General features: G+C 60.6%; 22 protein-coding genes. 17 read left to right on the top strand and 5 right to left on the bottom strand.

Translation table 11 applies throughout. From position 1 onward, the window contains the following. The first annotated feature begins 2 nt into the window (after nt 1-2). The 6 genes from PAE61_RS00420 to PAE61_RS00395 are packed head-to-tail and all read left to right on the top strand — an operon-like array spanning nt 3 to nt 4,755. On the top strand, nt 3-698 hold the full coding sequence (locus tag PAE61_RS00420) for a TrbG/VirB9 family P-type conjugative transfer protein (protein ID WP_271112123.1): 696 nt from the start codon (nt 3-5) through the stop codon (nt 696-698). Then, nucleotides 695-2,074, top strand: a complete 1,380-nt coding sequence (locus PAE61_RS00415; RefSeq protein ID WP_271112122.1) for a TraB/TrbI/VirB10 family type IV secretion system protein — start codon at nt 695-697, stop codon at nt 2,072-2,074. The genes PAE61_RS00420 and PAE61_RS00415 overlap by 4 nt, the downstream gene beginning before the upstream one ends. 4 nt (nt 2,075-2,078) lie before the next feature. Then, nucleotides 2,079-3,065: an ATPase, T2SS/T4P/T4SS family gene (locus tag PAE61_RS00410; RefSeq protein ID WP_271112121.1), complete on the top strand. Its 987-nt coding sequence runs from the start codon at nt 2,079-2,081 to the stop codon at nt 3,063-3,065. Then, nucleotides 3,062-3,256: a DUF4177 domain-containing protein gene (locus PAE61_RS00405; RefSeq protein ID WP_150282619.1), complete on the top strand. Its 195-nt coding sequence runs from the start codon at nt 3,062-3,064 to the stop codon at nt 3,254-3,256. The genes PAE61_RS00410 and PAE61_RS00405 overlap by 4 nt, the downstream gene beginning before the upstream one ends. After that, complete coding sequence (locus PAE61_RS00400; RefSeq protein WP_271112120.1) at nt 3,253-3,666, top strand: hypothetical protein; 414 nt, start codon at nt 3,253-3,255, stop codon at nt 3,664-3,666. Before PAE61_RS00405 ends, PAE61_RS00400 begins: the two co-directional genes overlap by 4 nt. A 12-nt stretch (nt 3,667-3,678) precedes the next feature. Then, on the top strand, nt 3,679-4,755 hold the full coding sequence (locus PAE61_RS00395; protein WP_271112119.1) for a TrbL/VirB6 family protein: 1,077 nt from the start codon (nt 3,679-3,681) through the stop codon (nt 4,753-4,755). Between the two features lie 171 nt (nt 4,756-4,926). Here the strand turns inward: PAE61_RS00395 and PAE61_RS00390 are convergent, their stop codons facing one another. The 3 genes from PAE61_RS00390 to PAE61_RS00380 all read right to left on the bottom strand — a co-directional run bounded on the left by PAE61_RS00390 (nt 4,927) and on the right by PAE61_RS00380 (nt 6,342). After that, entirely contained in the window at nt 4,927-5,391 is a 465-nt protein-coding gene (locus tag PAE61_RS00390) for an SRPBCC family protein (protein ID WP_271112118.1), read from the bottom strand. Then, complete coding sequence (locus tag PAE61_RS00385; protein WP_271112117.1) at nt 5,378-5,731, bottom strand: ArsR/SmtB family transcription factor; 354 nt, start codon at nt 5,729-5,731, stop codon at nt 5,378-5,380. The genes PAE61_RS00390 and PAE61_RS00385 overlap by 14 nt, the downstream gene beginning before the upstream one ends. A gap of 197 nt (nt 5,732-5,928) precedes the next feature. Then, a complete protein-coding gene (locus PAE61_RS00380; RefSeq protein WP_153218054.1) occupies nt 5,929-6,342 on the bottom strand; it encodes a MerR family transcriptional regulator in 414 nt (137 codons plus the stop codon). Nucleotides 6,343-6,418: 76 nt separating this feature from the next. On the opposite strand from PAE61_RS00380, the gene PAE61_RS00375 reads away from it, so the two are divergent. From PAE61_RS00375 to PAE61_RS00340, 8 genes are read left to right on the top strand one after another with little or no spacing between them, the layout of a single operon-like run. Beyond that, the gene (locus PAE61_RS00375) at nt 6,419-6,826 is read left to right on the top strand and encodes a mercuric transporter MerT family protein (RefSeq protein WP_007803565.1); all 408 of its coding nucleotides are present in this window, start codon (nt 6,419-6,421) and stop codon (nt 6,824-6,826) included. Nucleotides 6,827-6,841: 15 nt separating this feature from the next. Then, a complete protein-coding gene (locus PAE61_RS00370) occupies nt 6,842-7,144 on the top strand; it encodes a heavy-metal-associated domain-containing protein (protein ID WP_040545980.1) in 303 nt (100 codons plus the stop codon). Nucleotides 7,145-7,174: 30 nt separating this feature from the next. Continuing rightward, on the top strand, nt 7,175-7,426 hold the full coding sequence (locus PAE61_RS00365; protein ID WP_072629817.1) for a hypothetical protein: 252 nt from the start codon (nt 7,175-7,177) through the stop codon (nt 7,424-7,426). Further along, nucleotides 7,423-7,809 carry a mercury resistance system transport protein MerF gene (merF, locus tag PAE61_RS00360; protein ID WP_007803570.1) on the top strand — a complete coding sequence of 129 codons (387 nt, stop codon included), beginning with the start codon at nt 7,423-7,425 and terminating at the stop codon, nt 7,807-7,809. The genes PAE61_RS00365 and merF overlap by 4 nt, the downstream gene beginning before the upstream one ends. Then, complete coding sequence (locus PAE61_RS00355; RefSeq protein WP_007803572.1) at nt 7,806-7,943, top strand: hypothetical protein; 138 nt, start codon at nt 7,806-7,808, stop codon at nt 7,941-7,943. The genes merF and PAE61_RS00355 overlap by 4 nt, the downstream gene beginning before the upstream one ends. A 1-nt stretch (nt 7,944) precedes the next feature. Further along, a complete protein-coding gene (gene merA / locus PAE61_RS00350) occupies nt 7,945-9,375 on the top strand; it encodes a mercury(II) reductase (RefSeq protein WP_040545982.1) in 1,431 nt (476 codons plus the stop codon). A gap of 22 nt (nt 9,376-9,397) precedes the next feature. Next, complete coding sequence (locus PAE61_RS00345; protein WP_007803574.1) at nt 9,398-10,750, top strand: dihydrolipoyl dehydrogenase family protein; 1,353 nt, start codon at nt 9,398-9,400, stop codon at nt 10,748-10,750. Between the two features lie 56 nt (nt 10,751-10,806). Continuing rightward, complete coding sequence (locus PAE61_RS00340) at nt 10,807-11,133, top strand: YnfA family protein (RefSeq protein WP_040546036.1); 327 nt, start codon at nt 10,807-10,809, stop codon at nt 11,131-11,133. Between the two features lie 521 nt (nt 11,134-11,654). Here the strand turns inward: PAE61_RS00340 and PAE61_RS00335 are convergent. Next, a complete protein-coding gene (locus tag PAE61_RS00335; protein ID WP_271112116.1) occupies nt 11,655-13,046 on the bottom strand; it encodes a HAMP domain-containing sensor histidine kinase in 1,392 nt (463 codons plus the stop codon). 10 nt (nt 13,047-13,056) lie between these two features. After that, nucleotides 13,057-13,728 carry a winged helix-turn-helix domain-containing protein gene (locus tag PAE61_RS00330; RefSeq protein WP_119746555.1) on the bottom strand — a complete coding sequence of 224 codons (672 nt, stop codon included), beginning with the start codon at nt 13,726-13,728 and terminating at the stop codon, nt 13,057-13,059. A 165-nt stretch (nt 13,729-13,893) separates the two neighbouring features. Here PAE61_RS00330 and PAE61_RS00325 point away from each other — a divergent pair, with 165 nt between their 5' ends. The 3 genes from PAE61_RS00325 to PAE61_RS00315 are packed head-to-tail and all read left to right on the top strand — an operon-like array spanning nt 13,894 to nt 16,816. Continuing rightward, the gene (locus PAE61_RS00325) at nt 13,894-15,423 is read left to right on the top strand and encodes an ArnT family glycosyltransferase (protein WP_271112115.1); all 1,530 of its coding nucleotides are present in this window, start codon (nt 13,894-13,896) and stop codon (nt 15,421-15,423) included. 8 nt (nt 15,424-15,431) lie between these two features. Next, complete coding sequence (locus PAE61_RS00320; protein ID WP_220475270.1) at nt 15,432-16,436, top strand: glycosyltransferase family 2 protein; 1,005 nt, start codon at nt 15,432-15,434, stop codon at nt 16,434-16,436. Continuing rightward, nucleotides 16,430-16,816 (top strand): GtrA family protein, encoded by a 387-nt coding sequence (locus tag PAE61_RS00315; RefSeq protein WP_119746558.1) that lies wholly within the window; start codon nt 16,430-16,432, stop codon nt 16,814-16,816. Before PAE61_RS00320 ends, PAE61_RS00315 begins: the two co-directional genes overlap by 7 nt. Nucleotides 16,817-16,849 lie beyond the last annotated feature (33 nt).

Raw genomic sequence — 16,849 nt, 5'->3', positions numbered from 1 at the left:
CGTTGTTGTTTATAAGATCGCTTATTTTTGTCATTGCCCTGTTGCCCGGCCTCGCCTCTGCCGAAGCCATCCCGCGTGGCGGTCCCAACGACAGCCGAGTGCGCTTGGCCACCTACCAGGAGGGTCAGGTCTACCGTCTCAGCGTGTCGCTCACCCATGTGAGCACCATCGAGTTCGGCGAGGGCGAAAGCATCCGCTCGATCATCGCGGGCGACACCGAGGGCTTCGAGATCGATGGCGTGCCCGGAGGCCAGGCATTTGCAATCAAGCCGGTGGCGCGCGGGGTGCATACCAATGTGACCGTCTACACGAACAGGCGCAGTTATTACTTCAACGTCGAGGAGACCCGCAGTCCGACCTTTTACGTGGTCCAGTTCCGCTACCCCGAAGACAATACGCGGCCCACACGTGCCATCGCGGCCCAAGCGCCGAACTATAATTACGGTGCCAGCGCGCGGACCGAGTTCACCCCCACCCGTGTCTGGGATGACGGGACGTTTACGTATTTCGAATTTCCGCGGAACGCGCCGGTGCCTGCGATCTTCCGCTACGCCAATGGCCGTGAGCGCACGGTCAACACGCAAGCCACCGAGGACAGCGTGATCCGGGTTTCAGGTGTGAACCGACAATGGGTGCTGCGGATCGGGGAGGAGGTGGTCTGCATCGAGGCCACCCCACCTGCGGGGGTAGGCTCATGAGCGATACTGGAAACGCAGACCTCGAGAAACGCCTCGCTGCTCTAGAACAAGGCAAGGGCGCTGGTTCGCCCCCTGCCCCACGGCGCTCACCGCTGCTCGCTTTGGTCGTCGTCCTCGTGATCGGCGCGGGCGGTGCGTTGCTCTATCTCATGTCCCAACCCGAGGAAGAGGAAGTCCTTCCCACGGCCACGCCGGACGTGTTCCAGAACGAAGGCGACGGGTTCGGCGCCATCGAGACCTTGCCCCCGCCCGAGCCCGAGGTTGTGTTCGTCGCACCCGATCCGGTCGAGCCCAATGCTGAGCTTCTGGCACAGCTCGCAGCCCTTCAGGCCCAGATCGAGGAATTGCGCAACGCCCCTGAACCGGTCGTCGAGGAAGACACCGCCGCCGCAGAGGCGATCGACGCGCTGACCGCTCAGATCGCTGCGCTCCAAGCCGCCTCGGAAGCCGCACAGCAACGATTCCAGGACGAACTGACGGCGCGGGATCGCAGCCTTGAGCAACTCCGCATGGATCTGGAACTGGCCCAACTCGAGGCCAACCGCCCCCTCCCCGCACCCACCGGGCCCACCGAGGACGAGTTGCGCGCGCGGGAAGAAGAACGGCTGCGCCGCGAGGAAGAAGCACGACGGCTCGCGGAACTTGAACGCCGCGCTGCTGAGGAGCGCGCGTTTCAGGAGCGCCGCATCACCTCCCCCACCATCGCCTTTGGCGGCACCTCAGGCGCAAATGAAACTGCTTTGACCGAACGGACTTTTGGGCAAGTGACGGATTTTGTGCTGAATGGTGCGCTGCCCACTTCGGTGACGCAAGCTGAGGTCATCGCCAACCCCTCCAACACGATCATCCAGGGCACGATGATCCAGGCCGTCATGGAAACCGCCCTCGACAGCTCTCTGCCCGGCCAGACCCGGGCCGTTGTTTCCGAAGACGTGTTCAGTTTCGACGGTTCTCGGCTCTTGATCCCGCGTGGATCCCGCCTCATCGGGCGCTATCGTTCGGGCGTTGATATCGCGCAGCGCCGGGTCTCGATCGCTTGGGACCGGATCATTCTGCCCGACAACCAGACCATCCAGATCAGTTCTTTTGGGGGCGATGAATTGGGTCGCTCCGGCGTCACCGGCTTTGTCGACACGCGCTTTGACGAGCGCTTCGGCTCGGCCGCGCTGATTTCACTGATCTCCGCCGCGCCTAGTGCAGCCGCTGCAAATGTGCAGGACGAAACCGCCGCGGATGTGCTCGAAGACGTGGGCGATGATCTTGCCGATGCCACGGACAGTGTGATTGGCGATTACCTCTCGATCGGCCCGGTCATCTATGTCGACCAGGGCGCCCGCGTCACGGTCATGGTCGACCGCGATCTGGAGATATTCTGAGCCCATGTCGCTGAGCTATCTTCAAACCTCGCTCGACCGGATCGACGCCGCCGCCCGCGACGATGTCATCGAGATTTGCATCAACCCAGACGGAACCTGCTGGGGCGAGTTCCAGGGCGATCACTTCATGAGAAAGCTGGACCAGAAGCTGACAGCAACCGAAGTGAAGGACCTCGGCAACCAGATCGCCTCCTCTGCCAACACCACGATGAGCAAGGACCGCCCCATCGTCTCGGTCTCGATCACTTACAAGGGCCGTCCGATCCGCGCACAGGTCATCACCCCGCCCGCCGTGCTCTCGGCCATGTCGATTAGCTTGCGGTTCTTCTCGAGCCTGCCGCTTGAGGGCATCGCGCTCGATTTTCTCTACGGCAAGGAACGCAAGCTCGAAGACCTGCGCGTCGAAAAGAAGCGCGCCTTGCGCGCCGTGGTGGCCGCCGGATTGATCGATGATGCGCTTGCCTTCTGCGTCGAGAACAAACTCAACATGATCGTCTCGGGTGGCACCTCCACCGGCAAGACCGTCGCCGCGCGCAAAATCCTCTCGCACGTACCGTCCGAGGAACGCATCGTGACCATCGAGGAAGCCGCCGAGCTTCTGCCGACCCAGCCGAATGCCGTGACCCTCATCGCCAATCGCGACGCGGAATTCCAGTCGGCCGACGTGCTCCTCACCGCGACGCTGCGCATGCGCCCCGACCGGATCATCCTCGGCGAGGTGCGCGGCAAAGAGGCCATGACCTTCCTCGAGGCGATCAACACTGGCCATGGTGGGTCCATGACCACACTGCACGCCGAAACCCCGCAACTTGCCGTGCAGCGTCTGGCCATCGCCGCACTCAAGACCGAGATCCCGATGACCTATGCCGACATGATCCAGTACATCGAAAACTCCATCGATGTGATCATCCAGGCCGGTCGCCACGATGGCCGGCGCGGCATCACCGAATTTTACCTCCCCGGCGCAACTGAGATTGGAACTTCCCGATGAAGACATTTGAATACGACATCCTGTCCTTTCCCATGACCCGAAAAACCAGTCTCACCGACATGCAGGCCAGCCTGAACGCGAAGGGGGCCGAAGGCTGGGAGGTCGTGTCGATCAGCTCCTCGGAATTCGCCAATGTCGGCCACACAGTTTTCCTGAAGCGCGAAACCACTATCATCGGAGCCACGGAATGAAGCCGGCGCGGCTAACCCTTGCGCTAGTCGCGCTGGCCGTGAGCCTACTGGCTGTCCCTGCCTTCGCCGAGCGCAATATGGTGCCGACCCTCGATCGCAGCTTTGACGTCTGTCCGGACCGACCCGCTGAGCCCAGCTGGATGCAAGAAATACCCCTGCGCCAAGCCTATCAACGCGTGTTGGTCCAGGATATCTACCGCGCCCAGAATCTCGAGCGCATCATCGAGACCGAAAGCTGCGACTGTGAAATCCGGTTCCCGTCTTGGGACGCTGCCGAGGCGGAGTTTCATGAGCAGCACGCGAGTGACGAACGCTGGAAAATGCTGGAAGCATCCGACGCCTACAATCAGCGCGCGAACGACGTTCGCCTTGAGGCTAAAGCCATCTGCGAAACCGCAGGCAATTGGTAAGGCAGCCCCGTTATGAGCGTCGTCACCTATTTCGTTGAAACCTCCCAGGGCTATCTCGACACCGCCGCAGAAACCCAGTTCGGGTCGGTCGCGGCAACGGTCGGCACGCTTCTGGTGCTGGGAACAACGCTCGTGGTGATCCTCGTCTTCCTGAACATGATCTACCAGTACAAGGCGATGGACGGCCGCACGGCCTTCTGGCTCGCGGTCAAGATCGGCCTTATCGGGATATTCGCGACAAACTGGGTGCAGTTCAACGCCCTCTCCTCCGCCATCCTGGCCGGGATCGACAGCATTGCGGGGGCGCTTGTCGCCTCGGTCGGTGGTGGAACTCCTGGCCCTTCTGGAACTTTCGCCGAAGAGTTTGACCGGCTGATCGCGGAACTAGGGGACTATCTCAACGCCGCCGGGTCTGAGCTGAACTGGATGGCCGGCGCCATGCTTGACATAGTCGGTGTGCTTCTACTCTCAATCCTCGGCGGACTGGCCGCCTTCATCCTCGTGGCCTCCCGACTGATGATCGCGCTTCTGATCGGGATCGCCCCGGTGATGATTTTCCTGACCCTCTTCGAGGTCACCAAGGATTATTTCGCGCGCTGGCTGTCCGCGCTGATCTCCTTTGCGCTATACCCCATCGTCGTCGCAGGCGTGTTCGCAACGATCACAGGCGTTTCCTCCGCGCTCATCGGTGAACTAGGCGATCCCGAAGGAGCCTCAAACATCGGCGCGCTCATCCCCTTCTTCATGATGGTGCTCATGGCCAAGGGCTTCATTATCGCCACGCCCTTCATCGTCCGCGCGATCTCCGGCAACATCATGATGCCCGCCCTCTCCGGTGGCCTCGGCGGCGGCTACAGCTTTGCCCGCGCCGCCATGGGAAGCCAGCAGGCCTACAATCGCTACCTCATCGGCGGGGCCAGTGGCGCAGAATACGCAGCCCTCAGGGCGCGGCAGTTCTTTGGCGTAGAGCAAATGCCAGTGCGGCAAGGCATGCGACAGACGGGTTCCGGAGGCGGCACAGGATCCGCAGACTCGGGATCAAAAATGCTGGCGCAGCTGGCGAGACTGGGACGGCTTGGGCGACGGTGACGGCCCAAAGCGGACCTTCATCCCGACGCCGAGCGCCGCGTTGCAGCTTCTCCAGACCGGCCATTCGCTGCGGGTGCTCGATTTCTTTAGTGTCTGAGGTCCGCACTGCGGGACCATCCTGCCCCTCGCTCCGCGGACTCGGATGTCCGCTCTATCTGCCTGCTGATTGCTTCAAAGTTTTTCGGCCAACTTCGCTAGCTGGTCTATGGTGCTTCCCCAGCCTTCCTCGAACCCCATCTCTTCATGTTTTCGGCTGTCCTCGGGATTCTTGTGGAGGGCACGGGCGATGTATCGTGTGCCGCTACCTTCGTCCTCCATTGTGATGATTGAGGTCAACGTCAGCCATGGTTCCGCAGGCTCCCATCCTTCCTTCAGCGCCGTGGTGAAAACGATCCGTTCCTGCGGGACAATGTCTAGAAAACACCCCTCCACATGAGGCTTAAATTCACCGCCGTCTTCGCTCATCAGGGTCTCGAAGCCCCCGCCGGGGTTAAGGTCCATCTTTTCGACCCGGCAAACCATAGGGGCGGGTATCCACCACTGCTCGAAGTTCTTTGGGTTCGCCCAGGCCCGCCAGACCGCAGAACGCGGAGCATTGATCAGTCTGGATACGGACAGTTGGTTATTCGACGTCATTGTTCGTCTCCGATGCATGTTGATTTTCGGCGAATGCGGCCAGGCGATCCGTTCGAGCCTCCCAGATAGCCCGCTGTTCATTAAGCCAGCCTTCCGCAGCAGCGAGGTGCGTTGGCACTAGGCGACAGGTTCGAACCCGTCCGGTCTTCTCCGAGCTGATTAGCCCACTGGCTTCCAGAACCTTCACATGCTTAAGGAATGACGGGAGGCCCATTTCGAAAGGCTCCGCAAGCTCCTTGACCGACGCAGGTCCCTCAATCAGCCGTGCGATCATGGCCCGACGAGTCGGGTCGGCAAGAGCATGAAAGGCAGTATCGAGCGCGGATTGATAGTTTTCCATGTAGCCAACTATACAAAAAGTTGGCCGTTTAGCAAACTATTTCTACAAACGGATATTCGCCGCGACGCAGCAGGAACGTTGGTCTGGGCTCGCTCCCGACCATCGCCGCAGCTTGCCTGAGCGACGGCACAGCGGACTTTTCGGGCTTTCGCTGCGCCGTTCACGAAGGTCCGTTGCCCCCTCTTCTTCAGGGTGGACTAAGCATCGAGTAACGCATCGATCACCGCGCATTCTGGGGCAGCATCGCCGGTGCATCGCGCAACAGTGTCCGACAGGACGCGCTCGATGCGCTGCAGATCGGCAATCTTGGCCTGAACGTCAGTCAGATGATCTTCGGCGATGATCTGCACCTCGGCGCATGTCCGGGATCGGTCATCGACCAGCCCAAGCAGCCCGCGAACCTCTTCGAGAGAAAAGCCTAGATCGCGGGACCGCATGACGAATTTCAGCCGCTTGACGTGGGCATCGTCGTAGCTTCGGTAGCCCTTCGTACTGCGCGGCGGGTCCGGCATGATCCCGATTTTCTCGTAATAGCGAATGGTTTCCAGGTTGCAGCCCGTTGCGCGGGCCAAATCGCCCCGCCGAATTGATCTCACGCTTGTGTTACTCATTGTGCCGAAAAATCCCTTGAGCCTGTATCAACTACAGACCCTAGAACGGTGGAAACATCTGTTCAAGGAAGATTCGATGGAACAACATTTGGCGGAACTTCCGCAATCTCAGTCGCAGAAAATTGGCGACGAAACCACCAAGGGATGGGGCGTGACCGGCCTCGGCGTCCTCGGTGCGCTGGCGATGACTTCTTGCTGCATCCTTCCATTGGTGCTGGTCAGCTTTGGCGTGACAGGCGTGTTCATCGCGCAGCTCGGGGCGCTCTATGCCTACAAATGGTACACCTTCGCGCTGAGCGCCGCGTTTTTGGGATACGGCTTCTACAAGGCTTACAAGCCTGTAGATGCCGAGGCCTGTGCCGATGGCACCTGCGCCCGCCCCATCGACCGCCGCATCATGCGCGCAACCCTCTGGGCCGCTTCCGCGATTGTCGCTGTCGCCATGATCTTTCCCTACATCACCCCCTTCATCCTGAAATTCTGAACGAGGACCATGACCATGAAGCATCTCCTGTTATCCGCCCTGGCCATCGTCGCACTCTCGACCCCGGCCCTCGCTGAAGAGCGCCAGGTCGAGATCGCCGTCAGCGAACTGACATGCCCGTCCTGTTCGTTCATTGTTGCCAGCTCGATGCGCGGTGTTCCGTCGGTCGAGATCGCCGCATTCGAGGACGGCCCCGAATACGGGCAGGGTGTTTACAGCGTGACCTACGATGACGCCGAAACTTCCATCGAAAGCATCATCGGCGCGGTGACGGCCAATGGCTATCCGGCGCAGGTGCTGCCCGACACAGCCTCCTGAGCCGCCTGCAATGCGTGACAATCTCCTGCAATGCGTGACAATCTGATGGGTGGCCTGCTGGCCTTCGGAATAGCAGCTCCGGTCGTGGTCGTCTGCTGCGGCGGCGGAACTGCCGTGCTTGCAGCGTTGTTCGGCGGCGTTGGGGCTTGGCTCTCTGGAATGAGTGGCATTGCCGTGCTGGTTTTGGCGGGTCTGACCTACCTGATCGTCCGCGCACTGCGTCGTTCGCAAATGAAACGCGCCTCCGGCCCCGACCCATCACAGAGAAAGACGGCTCCTTGACTGACACACCTGAAAATTCCGACCGTCTGCTGAAATGGGGGCTTGGCGGTGCGCTCTTCGCCGCGCTCTGCTGCTTTACACCGCTTCTGGTCGTCATCGTCGCTGGCGTCGGATTGTCGGCCCTCACGGGCTGGCTCGATTACGCCCTGTTCCCGCTGCTGTTTTTCAGCCTCGCCGTGGTGGCACAGGCCCTTTGGCTGCGCGCTGGCAAACCGGGACCGGCCCCGAAACTTTGGGCCACCGGCCTCGCGGTGGCCCTGTCGATCCTGATCATTCTTCTCGAATTCAGGTTCGCAATACGGATCACAATCGGCGTTTTCGCCGCCACAGCACTCTACGCGGTTCTCCTGAACCGTGCGCAAAAGAAAGGATCGCTCTTATGATGATGGGATGTTGCACCGCCACCGGCATGGTCTTCGGCCTCCTCGGCATGTTGACACCGCTGATCGCCATCGGCGCGGTCATATATCTGCTCGCCGCCAGACCAAAAGACCCCGAACATGGCGAGGCGCGCTGAGATGAAAGACCTGAACAAAACCGACGATGAACAGGGCGGCTATGACCTGATCGTTCTTGGGGCCGGATCGGCGGGGTTCTCCGCCGCAATTACCGGCGCGGATGCCGGAAAGCGTGTCGCCCTCGTAGGACATGGCACCATCGGCGGAACTTGCGTCAACGTGGGATGCGTGCCCTCCAAGGCGATGATCCGTGCGGCAGAGGCCGTGCACTGTGCGGGGGCTGCCAAGCGGTTCCCCGGCCTGTCGGGACGGGCACAAGTGGATGATTGGCAGACGCTCGTTCAGTCCAAGGACGATCTGGTCACGACCCTGCGCCAGAAGAAATACGCGGACCTTCTGCCGGAATATGAGGATGTCGATTACATCGACGCCGGTCCCGCGCGGCTGATCGAAGGTGGCGTGACAGTCGGTGAGCGAACCCTGAAAGCACCGAGGACCATCATCGCCACGGGCGGGCGTCCCGTTCTGCCGACCATCGACGGCATCGAGGAAATCGGCGCGCTCAACAGCACCAGTCTTCTGGAACTCGAAGTACTGCCGAAAAGCCTGATCTTCATCGGCGCGGGCTACATTGGCGCGGAGCTGGCCCAGATGATGAGCCGCATGGGCGTGAAGGTCACGCTTGTCGCCCGTTCGCATCTGTTGCCCGGCGCGGAACCAGAGGTCTCGGAGGCATTGGCGGCGGCGTTCGAGGCCGAAGGCATCACTCTTCTGACCGGGTTAAGCTACGACACTGTGCGCCGCGACGACGCGGGCGTGACACTGCGCGTGATCCAGAACGGAAAGCCTGTCGAAGTGACGGCGGATCACCTCGTTTCGACCGCTGGCAGGCGGGCCAATACCAAAGATATGGGCCTGGACGCAATCGGCGTGGAAACCGACGCGCGTGGGTCCATCGTCGTCGGCGAGGACATGCAGACATCGGTGCGCGGCATCTATGCCGCAGGCGATGTGACCGACCGCGACCAGTTCGTCTATATGGCGGCCTATGGTGCAAAGCTCGCGGCCAAAAATGCGGTTCTCGGCGAAGACCATCGCTACGACAACGCCGCGATGCCCTGGGTGGTGTTTTCCGACCCGCAGGTCGCGGGCGTCGGTCTCGGTGAAGCCCAGGCGCGGGACGCGGGCCTCGACGTCAAGACGTCCATCGTACCGCTCGATCAGGTGCCGCGCGCACTGGCCGCACGCGACACGCGCGGATTGATCAAGCTGGTGGCGGACAGAAAGTCCGACCGGCTGCTTGGCGGCCAGATCATCGCGCCCGAGGGGTCCGATACGATCCAGACCCTCGTTATGGCGCTGAAGTTTGGCATGACCACAAAGGCGCTCGGGGAGACGATCTTCCCCTATCTGACGACCGTGGAAGGGCTGAAGCTGGCGGCGCAAACCTTCGATATGGACGTGGCAAAGTTGAGCTGCTGCGCCGGATGAAGATCAGGACAAGGACCGGAGAATGAATGAAGACTACGACCTGATCGTCATCGGGGCGGGCATGGCGGGCGTGGCCGCGGCCAACAAATGTGGCGCGGCAGGATGGCGTGTCGCCATTGTCGATGCGCTGCCCTACGGCGGCACCTGCGCATTGCGCGGCTGCGATCCAAAGAAAATCCTGCGGCGCGGTGCGGAAATCATGGACGCGGCACGGCTCATGCAGGGCAAGGGGATCGATCCCGGTGATCTGTCGATCAACTGGGCCGATCTGATGGCACACAAGCGTGGCTTCACCGATCCCGTGCCGGACAAGATGGAAAAGGGCCTGTCGGGCAACGGCGTCGAAACCCTGCATGGAGCCGCGCGGTTCACGGGAAGCAACACGCTGGAGGTCGATGGAACGGCATATCAGTCGGAACGGTTCCTCGTGGCCGCCGGTGCCATGCCCAGGCCGCTGAGCTTCACAGGGGCCGATCTCGTGATCGACAGCACGGATTTCCTCAACCTGGAGGCCCTTCCCAATCGGGTTCTTTTTATCGGTGGCGGCTTCGTGTCCTTCGAGTTTGCGCATATCGCCGCACGGGCCGGAGCCAACCCGATCATCGTGGATCGTGGCGCCCGGCCCTTACGCGGCTTCGATCCCGATCTGGTCGAAATGCTGATCGACCGCAGCGGCGGTATCGGCGTGGACCTGATGCGCGAAACCGAAATCGTGTCGGTCTCGGAAGCCAGTAGAGCATTCACTGTCGAGGTGAAGTCGGGCGATGAAACCCGAACAATCGAAACCGATCTGGTCGTGCATGGCGCGGGCCGTGTGGCAGCCCTGGCCGATCTGAATCTTGAGGCGGCTGGTGTTGATTACAGCGACAAGGGCATCGTTGTAGCCCCGCATCTGCAAAGCACGACGAACAGCGCGGTCTTTGCCGCCGGAGATTGCGCCGACACCGATGGCATGCCGCTGACGCCAGTCGCAGTGATCGAAGGGAAGGTCGCGGCCTCCAACATGCTCAAAGACACTCAGACCGCACCGGATTATGCCGGTATTCCTACAGCCGTCTTCACAGTCCCGGAAGTGGCGCGTGTCGGTATGTTGGAAAGTGAGGCAAGGGACGCCGGGTATGATGTCGATGTTCGGTTCACCGACACTGGCGATTGGTATTCGAACTACCGGATCGGCGAGACCTCTGCTGCCGCGAAGGTCCTCGTGGACAAGTCGAACGGCAAGATCCTCGGCGCGCACCTGTTCGGCCCGGAATACGGCGAACTGATCAATTTCTTCGGGCTGGCAATCAAGCTGGGCCTGGCGGCCAAGCAACTTAAGTCGATGACGGCGGCCTATCCAAGTGTTGGATCGGATTTGGGCTCGCTTCTCTGAATTTGAAAGATTTTTCGCAATAGACCCGATCCTCCTCGGAACGTATGTCTGGCCCGATGAAGACGGTTCTTATCTACTTCGCCGCTGCGCTGGCCGAAATTGCCGGATGCTTTGCTTTCTGGGCCTGGTTCCGGCTGGACAAGAGCGTGTTTTGGTTGGCACCGGGCATGCTGTCCCTTGCCGCTTTCGCCTGGCTACTGGCGCTCAGCCCCGCCGATCAGGCGGGCCGCGCCTATGCAGTCTACGGTGGCGTTTACATCGTATCGTCCCTGCTGTGGCTATGGGGCGTAGAAGGGCATCGCCCGGATCAATGGGATGTAGTTGGAGCGGTCATTTGCCTTGTCGGTGCGGGTATTATTCTCTGGGCACCGCGCAGTATTTGAGAGGCAGCCGCAGACGGGGTGAAGCGCTGAATCGTTCGATTAGATCGCCTTTTGGTTCACGCGTTCCGACAACTCGGCGCTGCTTTCCCTCCGCATCGCGGCTGCGATCAAGCAGGTTTTCTACCGCCCTCGAAAGCAGCGATACATCCTTTACGCAGCATCGGTCAAAGTGGGCTCGATGCGGTCATGCGGCGGTGCGGCAGGCCGTGTGACCATCCTGGCAGAGCGACATGGCACGCCCGGCCCTTTACTGCCATTCGATATAGTCTCGGCGCCACTATGTGGCGTCACCAAACCAGCCATTCATGTTCGTCGCAGCAATTCTTGGCCGGTGGAAGTCATTGATCTGTGACCTTGATACCGCTCGTCGCGGGTGCGGAATCAGCACAGCGGTTGCGAGGGCTGAAGAAGGTCGGGGGAGGTGCGGAGGTCGGCGGTGCAACGCATCAAGTGCGGCATTGTTCGGATGCATCCTGCCATTCGCAGCCGTAGCATAACAGCGAACCCAAAAACGATAGAAATCAGCGGGGTTCGTAATCTTCGCGAGCAATAGGCGGAAACGAGACCAGAACGCGCAGGCCCGGATGATTATCGTTCAGTGTCAACACCGCGCCATGCAATTCGGCAATCGCCCTGACCATGCTGAGTCCCAAGCCATTGCCCGGGGTCGTGCGACTCTTCTCGAGGCGATAGAAACGGCGGAAAACCTTGTCGCGTTCTGCTGTGGGGATGCCCGGACCATTGTCGGAAACCTGAAGCAGGGCGCTGTCATCCACCCTCGACAGCGTTACCTCGATCCGCGTACCTGATGAACAGTGACGCAGGGCGTTTTCAACGAGATTTGCGATCATCTGGGTCAGGAGTTGCTGATCGCCCTGAACCATCGCGTCCTGATCTTCGATGTCAAACCTCAGCGTTTGACCGTTTTCTTCGGCGACGGGGCCGTAGGCGTCTTCGATCCGGGCGAGGATCGGGGCAAGCGGGGCTGCGGTAAACCGACCTGACCGCTGACCGGATTCGATCTGCCCGATCCGCAGCAGGGCGTGGAATGTCTCGATCAGATCGTCGGCGATCTCCACGGCTTGTTCCGCATCTTCCCTGATCTCGGAAGTCAGGTCGGGCGCATTCAGAAGCACATCCAGCCGTTGTCGCAGGCGTTGCATGGGCGTGCGAAGGTCATGGGCGATATCGGCCGAAATCTGTTTCTGGCTTTCGACCATCTGCTGAAGCTGTGCGATGGTGCGGTTGATTTCATCTGCCATACGGGCAAGGTCATCGCCATCGCTGCCAGTGACGGGGACGCGTCGATCCAATTGCCCCAATGCCACTGATTTCAGCGTCGTGGAGATCCGGGTCAGCCGCCGTTCGGTTCTGCGGCCGACAATGACCCCGGCCAGTAAACCGGTAAGCAGCAAGAGGATAAAACCTGCAAGGAATCCGCGACCTAAAACCTCGCGCAGCTCTTCAAGAAAATAGGTGCTTGTGCCCAATGTCAGCCGGTTCGGGCCGAGCTGCGCCGAATGAAGCAGGTAGCCTGTCACATCGTCATAACGGGGCTTTTCGGCTTGGATTGCATTGACCGGGACGTAGCCGCTGCTGCCCTGCCAGTCGATGGCATCGACATTTCCGGTCAGAACGTTGCCATCCGCGTCCTGAAGCAGATAGATCCGATAATCCTCGAAATTGAACCCGGCAAATCCGCCAAGCTTTGCCTGAACCCCGTCCAGACCTTCGCTTTCGTAAAGATTGGCAAAACCGGCTGAATCGTCCGCAAGTTGGTCTAGTACCCATTCGCTGATTTCGCGATCCGCGAAGTGGTAGGTCAGACCAAAGACGAGGGCAGTGATGATGGCGTAAAGTGCGGCAAAACGCAGAGACAACCGCGCCGAGGTCGAGCGCAGGAAGCGAGACATGCCGCCGGCCCTAGCCATGCAGGCTATACCCGGCACCGCGGACGGTATGGATCAACTCGATCTCGAAGGGCCTGTCCACTTTGTTACGCAATCGACTGATATGGGTCTCGACGACGTTGGTCTTGGGATCGAAATGGAAATCCCAGACCGATTCCAGCAGCATCGTGCGGGTCAGTACCCGGCCGGCATTGCGCATCAGATATTCCAGCAGGCGGAACTCGCGTGGTTGCAGGTCCAGAGAAATGCCTGCCCGCGTGACCGTACGGCGGATCAGGTTCATTTCCAGGTCGGCCACCTGTAAGACGGTTTCCTCGGCTTTCAGTGGCGGCCTGCGAGTCAGCGCCGCCAGCCGCGCTGATAGTTCCTGAAACGAGAATGGCTTGACGAGATAGTCGTCCGATCCCGCCTCAAGCCCCTCGACCCGGTCGTCGATCCCGTCCATCGCCGAAAGGATCAGGATCGGCGTCTCGACTCCTGCGCCGCGCACGGATTTGATCAGGGTCAGCCCATCCAGACCTGGCAACATGCGGTCAAAGATCATCACGTCATAACTGTTGTCCAGCGCCGACAGGAAACCTTCGCGGCCATTGTCGCAATGATCGACCAGATGCCCCTGCGCCCGGAGGCTGGAGGCGATGTAGTCGGCCGTTTCGGCATGGTCCTCGACCACAAGGACGCGCATGGCTGCTGCTTTCCATATCTTGTCTGCCCGCAGGGATAGCCCGCTGTGCGTTTGGGTCAAGACGTCGGGACATTACGGATTGGTATAGTTCCGGCAACACCCCTGACAGATCGTTCTTGATAGATGGCGGCTGACACGAACCGTCAGCCTATCGAGCAGGACAAAATGACAATAATAGATGAGGCCCATGTGCCCCTCCACGCGGCAGTGGCCCGAACCCGCCCAAATGTGAGACCGACGCTGCGTGATATGCAGTTGGATGGCCCGACCCGCCGGTTTCTGGTGGCAGTTCTGACGGGATTCGGGCTCCTGCGGCTCTGGGCAATGTTTGCCGTACCTTTCACCGACACGACCGAGGCCCGTTACGGCGAAATCGCCCGCAAGATGGTTGAAACCGGGAACTGGCTGACACCGCAATTCGACTATGGCGTGCCGTTCTGGGGCAAGCCGCCGCTGCATACCTGGCTGTCGGCAGGGGGGATGCAGTTGTTCGGCGTGAACGAAGTGGCCGCTCGGTTGCCGATCCTGCTGACCGCGCTGGCGGTTCTGTTTCTCGTCTGGCTGTGGGTGCGTGATACCGTCGGGCGCAATACGGCGTTGGTTGCCATGGCGGTGCTGGCGACGATGGCGATGTTCTTTGGCGCTTCGGGTTTCGTGATGACCGACATGCCGATGGTTCTTTGCACGACGCTCGTCATGGTCGGGTTCTGGCAGGCGGTCGGAGGTGGCAACAGTCGTTGGGGTTATGGCGTCTTTCTAGGGCTGGCAATTGGTATGCTGGCCAAGGGGCCGGTGGCGGTTGTGCTGAGCGGCATTCCCTTGATGCTGTGGCTGGCCCTGACATGGAACTGGCACCTGCTGCGCCTGCTGCCATGGGCGCGCGGCATGGTATTACTGACAGCGCTGGCCGCGCCTTGGTATGTCGCCGCCGAAATCGCCACGCCCGGTTTCCTGCGCTACTTCCTGATCGGAGAGCATGTTCAGCGTTTCCTAACCCCCGGCTGGCAGGGTGATCTGTACGGGTCTGGCCATCGGGAAGCCAAGGGCATGATCTGGCTGTTCTGGCAGATGGCTGCCCTGCCTTGGAGCTTGGTTGCCACCTTGCTACTGACCCGCTTCGGCAAGACGGTCACGATGTTTCGACGGGATCGCTCGGGCTGGCTGGGTTATCTGTTGCTCTGGACGTTGTCGCCTTTGCTGCTGTTCACGCCTGCATCAAATATTCTTGCCGCCTATGTCCTGCCCGGCTTGCCGGCTGCAGCTGTCTTGCTGGTGGTGCTGTTCACGCAGGTGTTCGAGGCTCAACCGAGCCGTGCAGCTCGAACAGGATTTGCCATCGCGACATCGGTAATCTTCGCTTTTTTCCTGGCGCTGACCTCGGGCGCGGCTTTCGCGCCGCAGAAGATCCGATTGAAATCCGACAAGGGGCTCGTCGCGGTCGCTAGCGCAGCGATGCCCGGTGCGCCGCTTTATATCCTCGGCGGGCGCAGCTACTCGGCCGAATTCTATTCCCAGGGCAAAGCGCGTGCCATCGATCTCGAAGACTTCGCGCGACTGGCCGGCAGCGGTGCACCGGTGGCTTTCTCGGTGCCTCCGGACATGGCGTCGGAGGCGGCGACATTGGGTCTTGAAAATCTGGGCAAATATGGGCGGCATGTCCTGTTTGTCACCCAGCCGACGAACGAGGTGAAATGATGGGCCGCATGCAGGATATCACTCGCGAAACGGCAAACATGACGCCACGCATGCTCGATTCAGGGCCATTGGCGCCCGATCTATCCTTTGTCATTCCGGCATATAACGAGGCAGAAACAATCGAGGAAACGCTGACACGGGTGTCGCGCAAGGCGTACAGGCTGGTGCCGCATTCCGAGATCGTTGTCGTCGATGACGGCAGCAGCGACGAAACGCTGGAACTGGTCACATCCGGCCAATGGGACCTGCCGGTTCGCCTGCTGCGTCTGTCGCGCAATTTCGGCAAGGAACAGGCGATCATGGCTGGGCTGCGTCATGCGACGGGCAAAGCCGTGGTAATTCTCGACGCCGACCTGCAAGAGCCTTTGCGCTATGTCGATACGATGCTGGAGCGCTACCGAGAAGGCTATGAGATTGTCTACGCCGTCCGCGCCCATCGTGATGATGAAAGCTGGTTGAAGCGCCGCTGTACCGCCGCTTTTTACCGCTTCCTGAATATCGGCAGCGAGGTGTCAATGCCTGCCGGAGCGCGGGACTTCCGGCTGATGGATCGAAAGGTGGTCGATGCGCTTTGCGCGCTGCCCGAAAGCAATCGCTTCATGAAGGGGCTTTATGCCTGGGTCGGTTTCCGCTCGCTTGCCATCCCGGTCGAGTTGCAGCCACGCGGCGGGGGTAGCACCAAGTTCCGCTTCCGCGAACTGCTGAGACTGGGCATGACCGGGCTGACCGCTTTCACCGACTGGCCGTTGCGCATGTGGACCGGCATCGGAATGATCCTTGCCATGCTGTCGATCTTCTACGGGCTGTTTCTAGCCGGCCGCACGCTGCTGCTCGGCCATGCTGTGCCCGGCTGGTCCACGCTGGCAGTGGCGATCTTCTTTTTCAGTGGCATCCAGTTGATGTCCATCGGTGTGTTGGGCGAATATCTGGCGCGGGTCTTCAGCGAGGTGAAAGGTCGCCCCGGCTATCTGATCGCCGAGGATGTCACGATTGCCGCGTCATCCGAATGCTAGGCGCGGTCGCGCGGTTCGCCCTGACCGGGGGCCTGGCGACCCTTGTCCATCTGGGCGTCGCGATCGGCCTTGTCTGGTTTGGCATGCTTCCGCTGATCAGCAACACTGTTGCTTTCCTGATTGCCTTCATGGTCAGTTTCTCTGGTCACCATCTGTTCACCTTCGCCGGACATGGTTCGTCCGCGACCCAGACTTTCGGACGATTCGCTATGGTGGCGGCAATCGGATTTCTAGCAAATGAAATTGTCCTGTTCCTATTGCAGGGCATCGGCTTGTTTCGTCTCGAAGCTGCCGTTCTGATCTCGACCGCCTTTGCGGCTGCCTGTACGTTCATCCTGTCGCGCACTTGGGCGTTTGCAGGGAGCGGTCACGCACGATAGGCCACGCCGCGCCTGCCAGGGGCATTGGTGATG

This window comes from Paracoccus aerodenitrificans, from assembly GCF_027913215.1.
In the GTDB taxonomy this organism is placed as follows: Bacteria; Pseudomonadota; Alphaproteobacteria; order Rhodobacterales; family Rhodobacteraceae; genus Paracoccus; species Paracoccus aerodenitrificans.
The sequence above is the reverse complement of the archived record's forward strand: the minus strand, read 5'-3'. Positions and strand labels throughout refer to the sequence as shown.

Coding starts and splice junctions, on each gene's coding strand:
- PAE61_RS00320 (WP_220475270.1), top strand. CDS start 15,432: ATGCAGGATATCACTCGCGAAACGGCAAACATGACGCCACGCATGCTC.
- PAE61_RS00375 (WP_007803565.1), top strand. CDS start 6,419: ATGGAACAACATTTGGCGGAACTTCCGCAATCTCAGTCGCAGAAAATT.
- PAE61_RS00325 (WP_271112115.1), top strand. CDS start 13,894: ATGACAATAATAGATGAGGCCCATGTGCCCCTCCACGCGGCAGTGGCC.
- PAE61_RS00365 (WP_072629817.1), top strand. CDS start 7,175: ATGCGTGACAATCTGATGGGTGGCCTGCTGGCCTTCGGAATAGCAGCT.
- PAE61_RS00345 (WP_007803574.1), top strand. CDS start 9,398: ATGAATGAAGACTACGACCTGATCGTCATCGGGGCGGGCATGGCGGGC.
- PAE61_RS00355 (WP_007803572.1), top strand. CDS start 7,806: ATGATGATGGGATGTTGCACCGCCACCGGCATGGTCTTCGGCCTCCTC.
- PAE61_RS00410 (WP_271112121.1), top strand. CDS start 2,079: ATGTCGCTGAGCTATCTTCAAACCTCGCTCGACCGGATCGACGCCGCC.
- PAE61_RS00405 (WP_150282619.1), top strand. CDS start 3,062: ATGAAGACATTTGAATACGACATCCTGTCCTTTCCCATGACCCGAAAA.
- PAE61_RS00395 (WP_271112119.1), top strand. CDS start 3,679: ATGAGCGTCGTCACCTATTTCGTTGAAACCTCCCAGGGCTATCTCGAC.
- PAE61_RS00330 (WP_119746555.1), bottom strand. CDS start 13,728: ATGCGCGTCCTTGTGGTCGAGGACCATGCCGAAACGGCCGACTACATC.
- PAE61_RS00415 (WP_271112122.1), top strand. CDS start 695: ATGAGCGATACTGGAAACGCAGACCTCGAGAAACGCCTCGCTGCTCTA.
- PAE61_RS00390 (WP_271112118.1), bottom strand. CDS start 5,391: ATGACGTCGAATAACCAACTGTCCGTATCCAGACTGATCAATGCTCCG.
- PAE61_RS00380 (WP_153218054.1), bottom strand. CDS start 6,342: ATGAGTAACACAAGCGTGAGATCAATTCGGCGGGGCGATTTGGCCCGC.
- PAE61_RS00400 (WP_271112120.1), top strand. CDS start 3,253: ATGAAGCCGGCGCGGCTAACCCTTGCGCTAGTCGCGCTGGCCGTGAGC.
- PAE61_RS00385 (WP_271112117.1), bottom strand. CDS start 5,731: ATGGAAAACTATCAATCCGCGCTCGATACTGCCTTTCATGCTCTTGCC.
- PAE61_RS00315 (WP_119746558.1), top strand. CDS start 16,430: ATGCTAGGCGCGGTCGCGCGGTTCGCCCTGACCGGGGGCCTGGCGACC.
- PAE61_RS00370 (WP_040545980.1), top strand. CDS start 6,842: ATGAAGCATCTCCTGTTATCCGCCCTGGCCATCGTCGCACTCTCGACC.
- PAE61_RS00340 (WP_040546036.1), top strand. CDS start 10,807: ATGAAGACGGTTCTTATCTACTTCGCCGCTGCGCTGGCCGAAATTGCC.
- PAE61_RS00335 (WP_271112116.1), bottom strand. CDS start 13,046: ATGTCTCGCTTCCTGCGCTCGACCTCGGCGCGGTTGTCTCTGCGTTTT.
- merA (WP_040545982.1), top strand. CDS start 7,945: ATGAAAGACCTGAACAAAACCGACGATGAACAGGGCGGCTATGACCTG.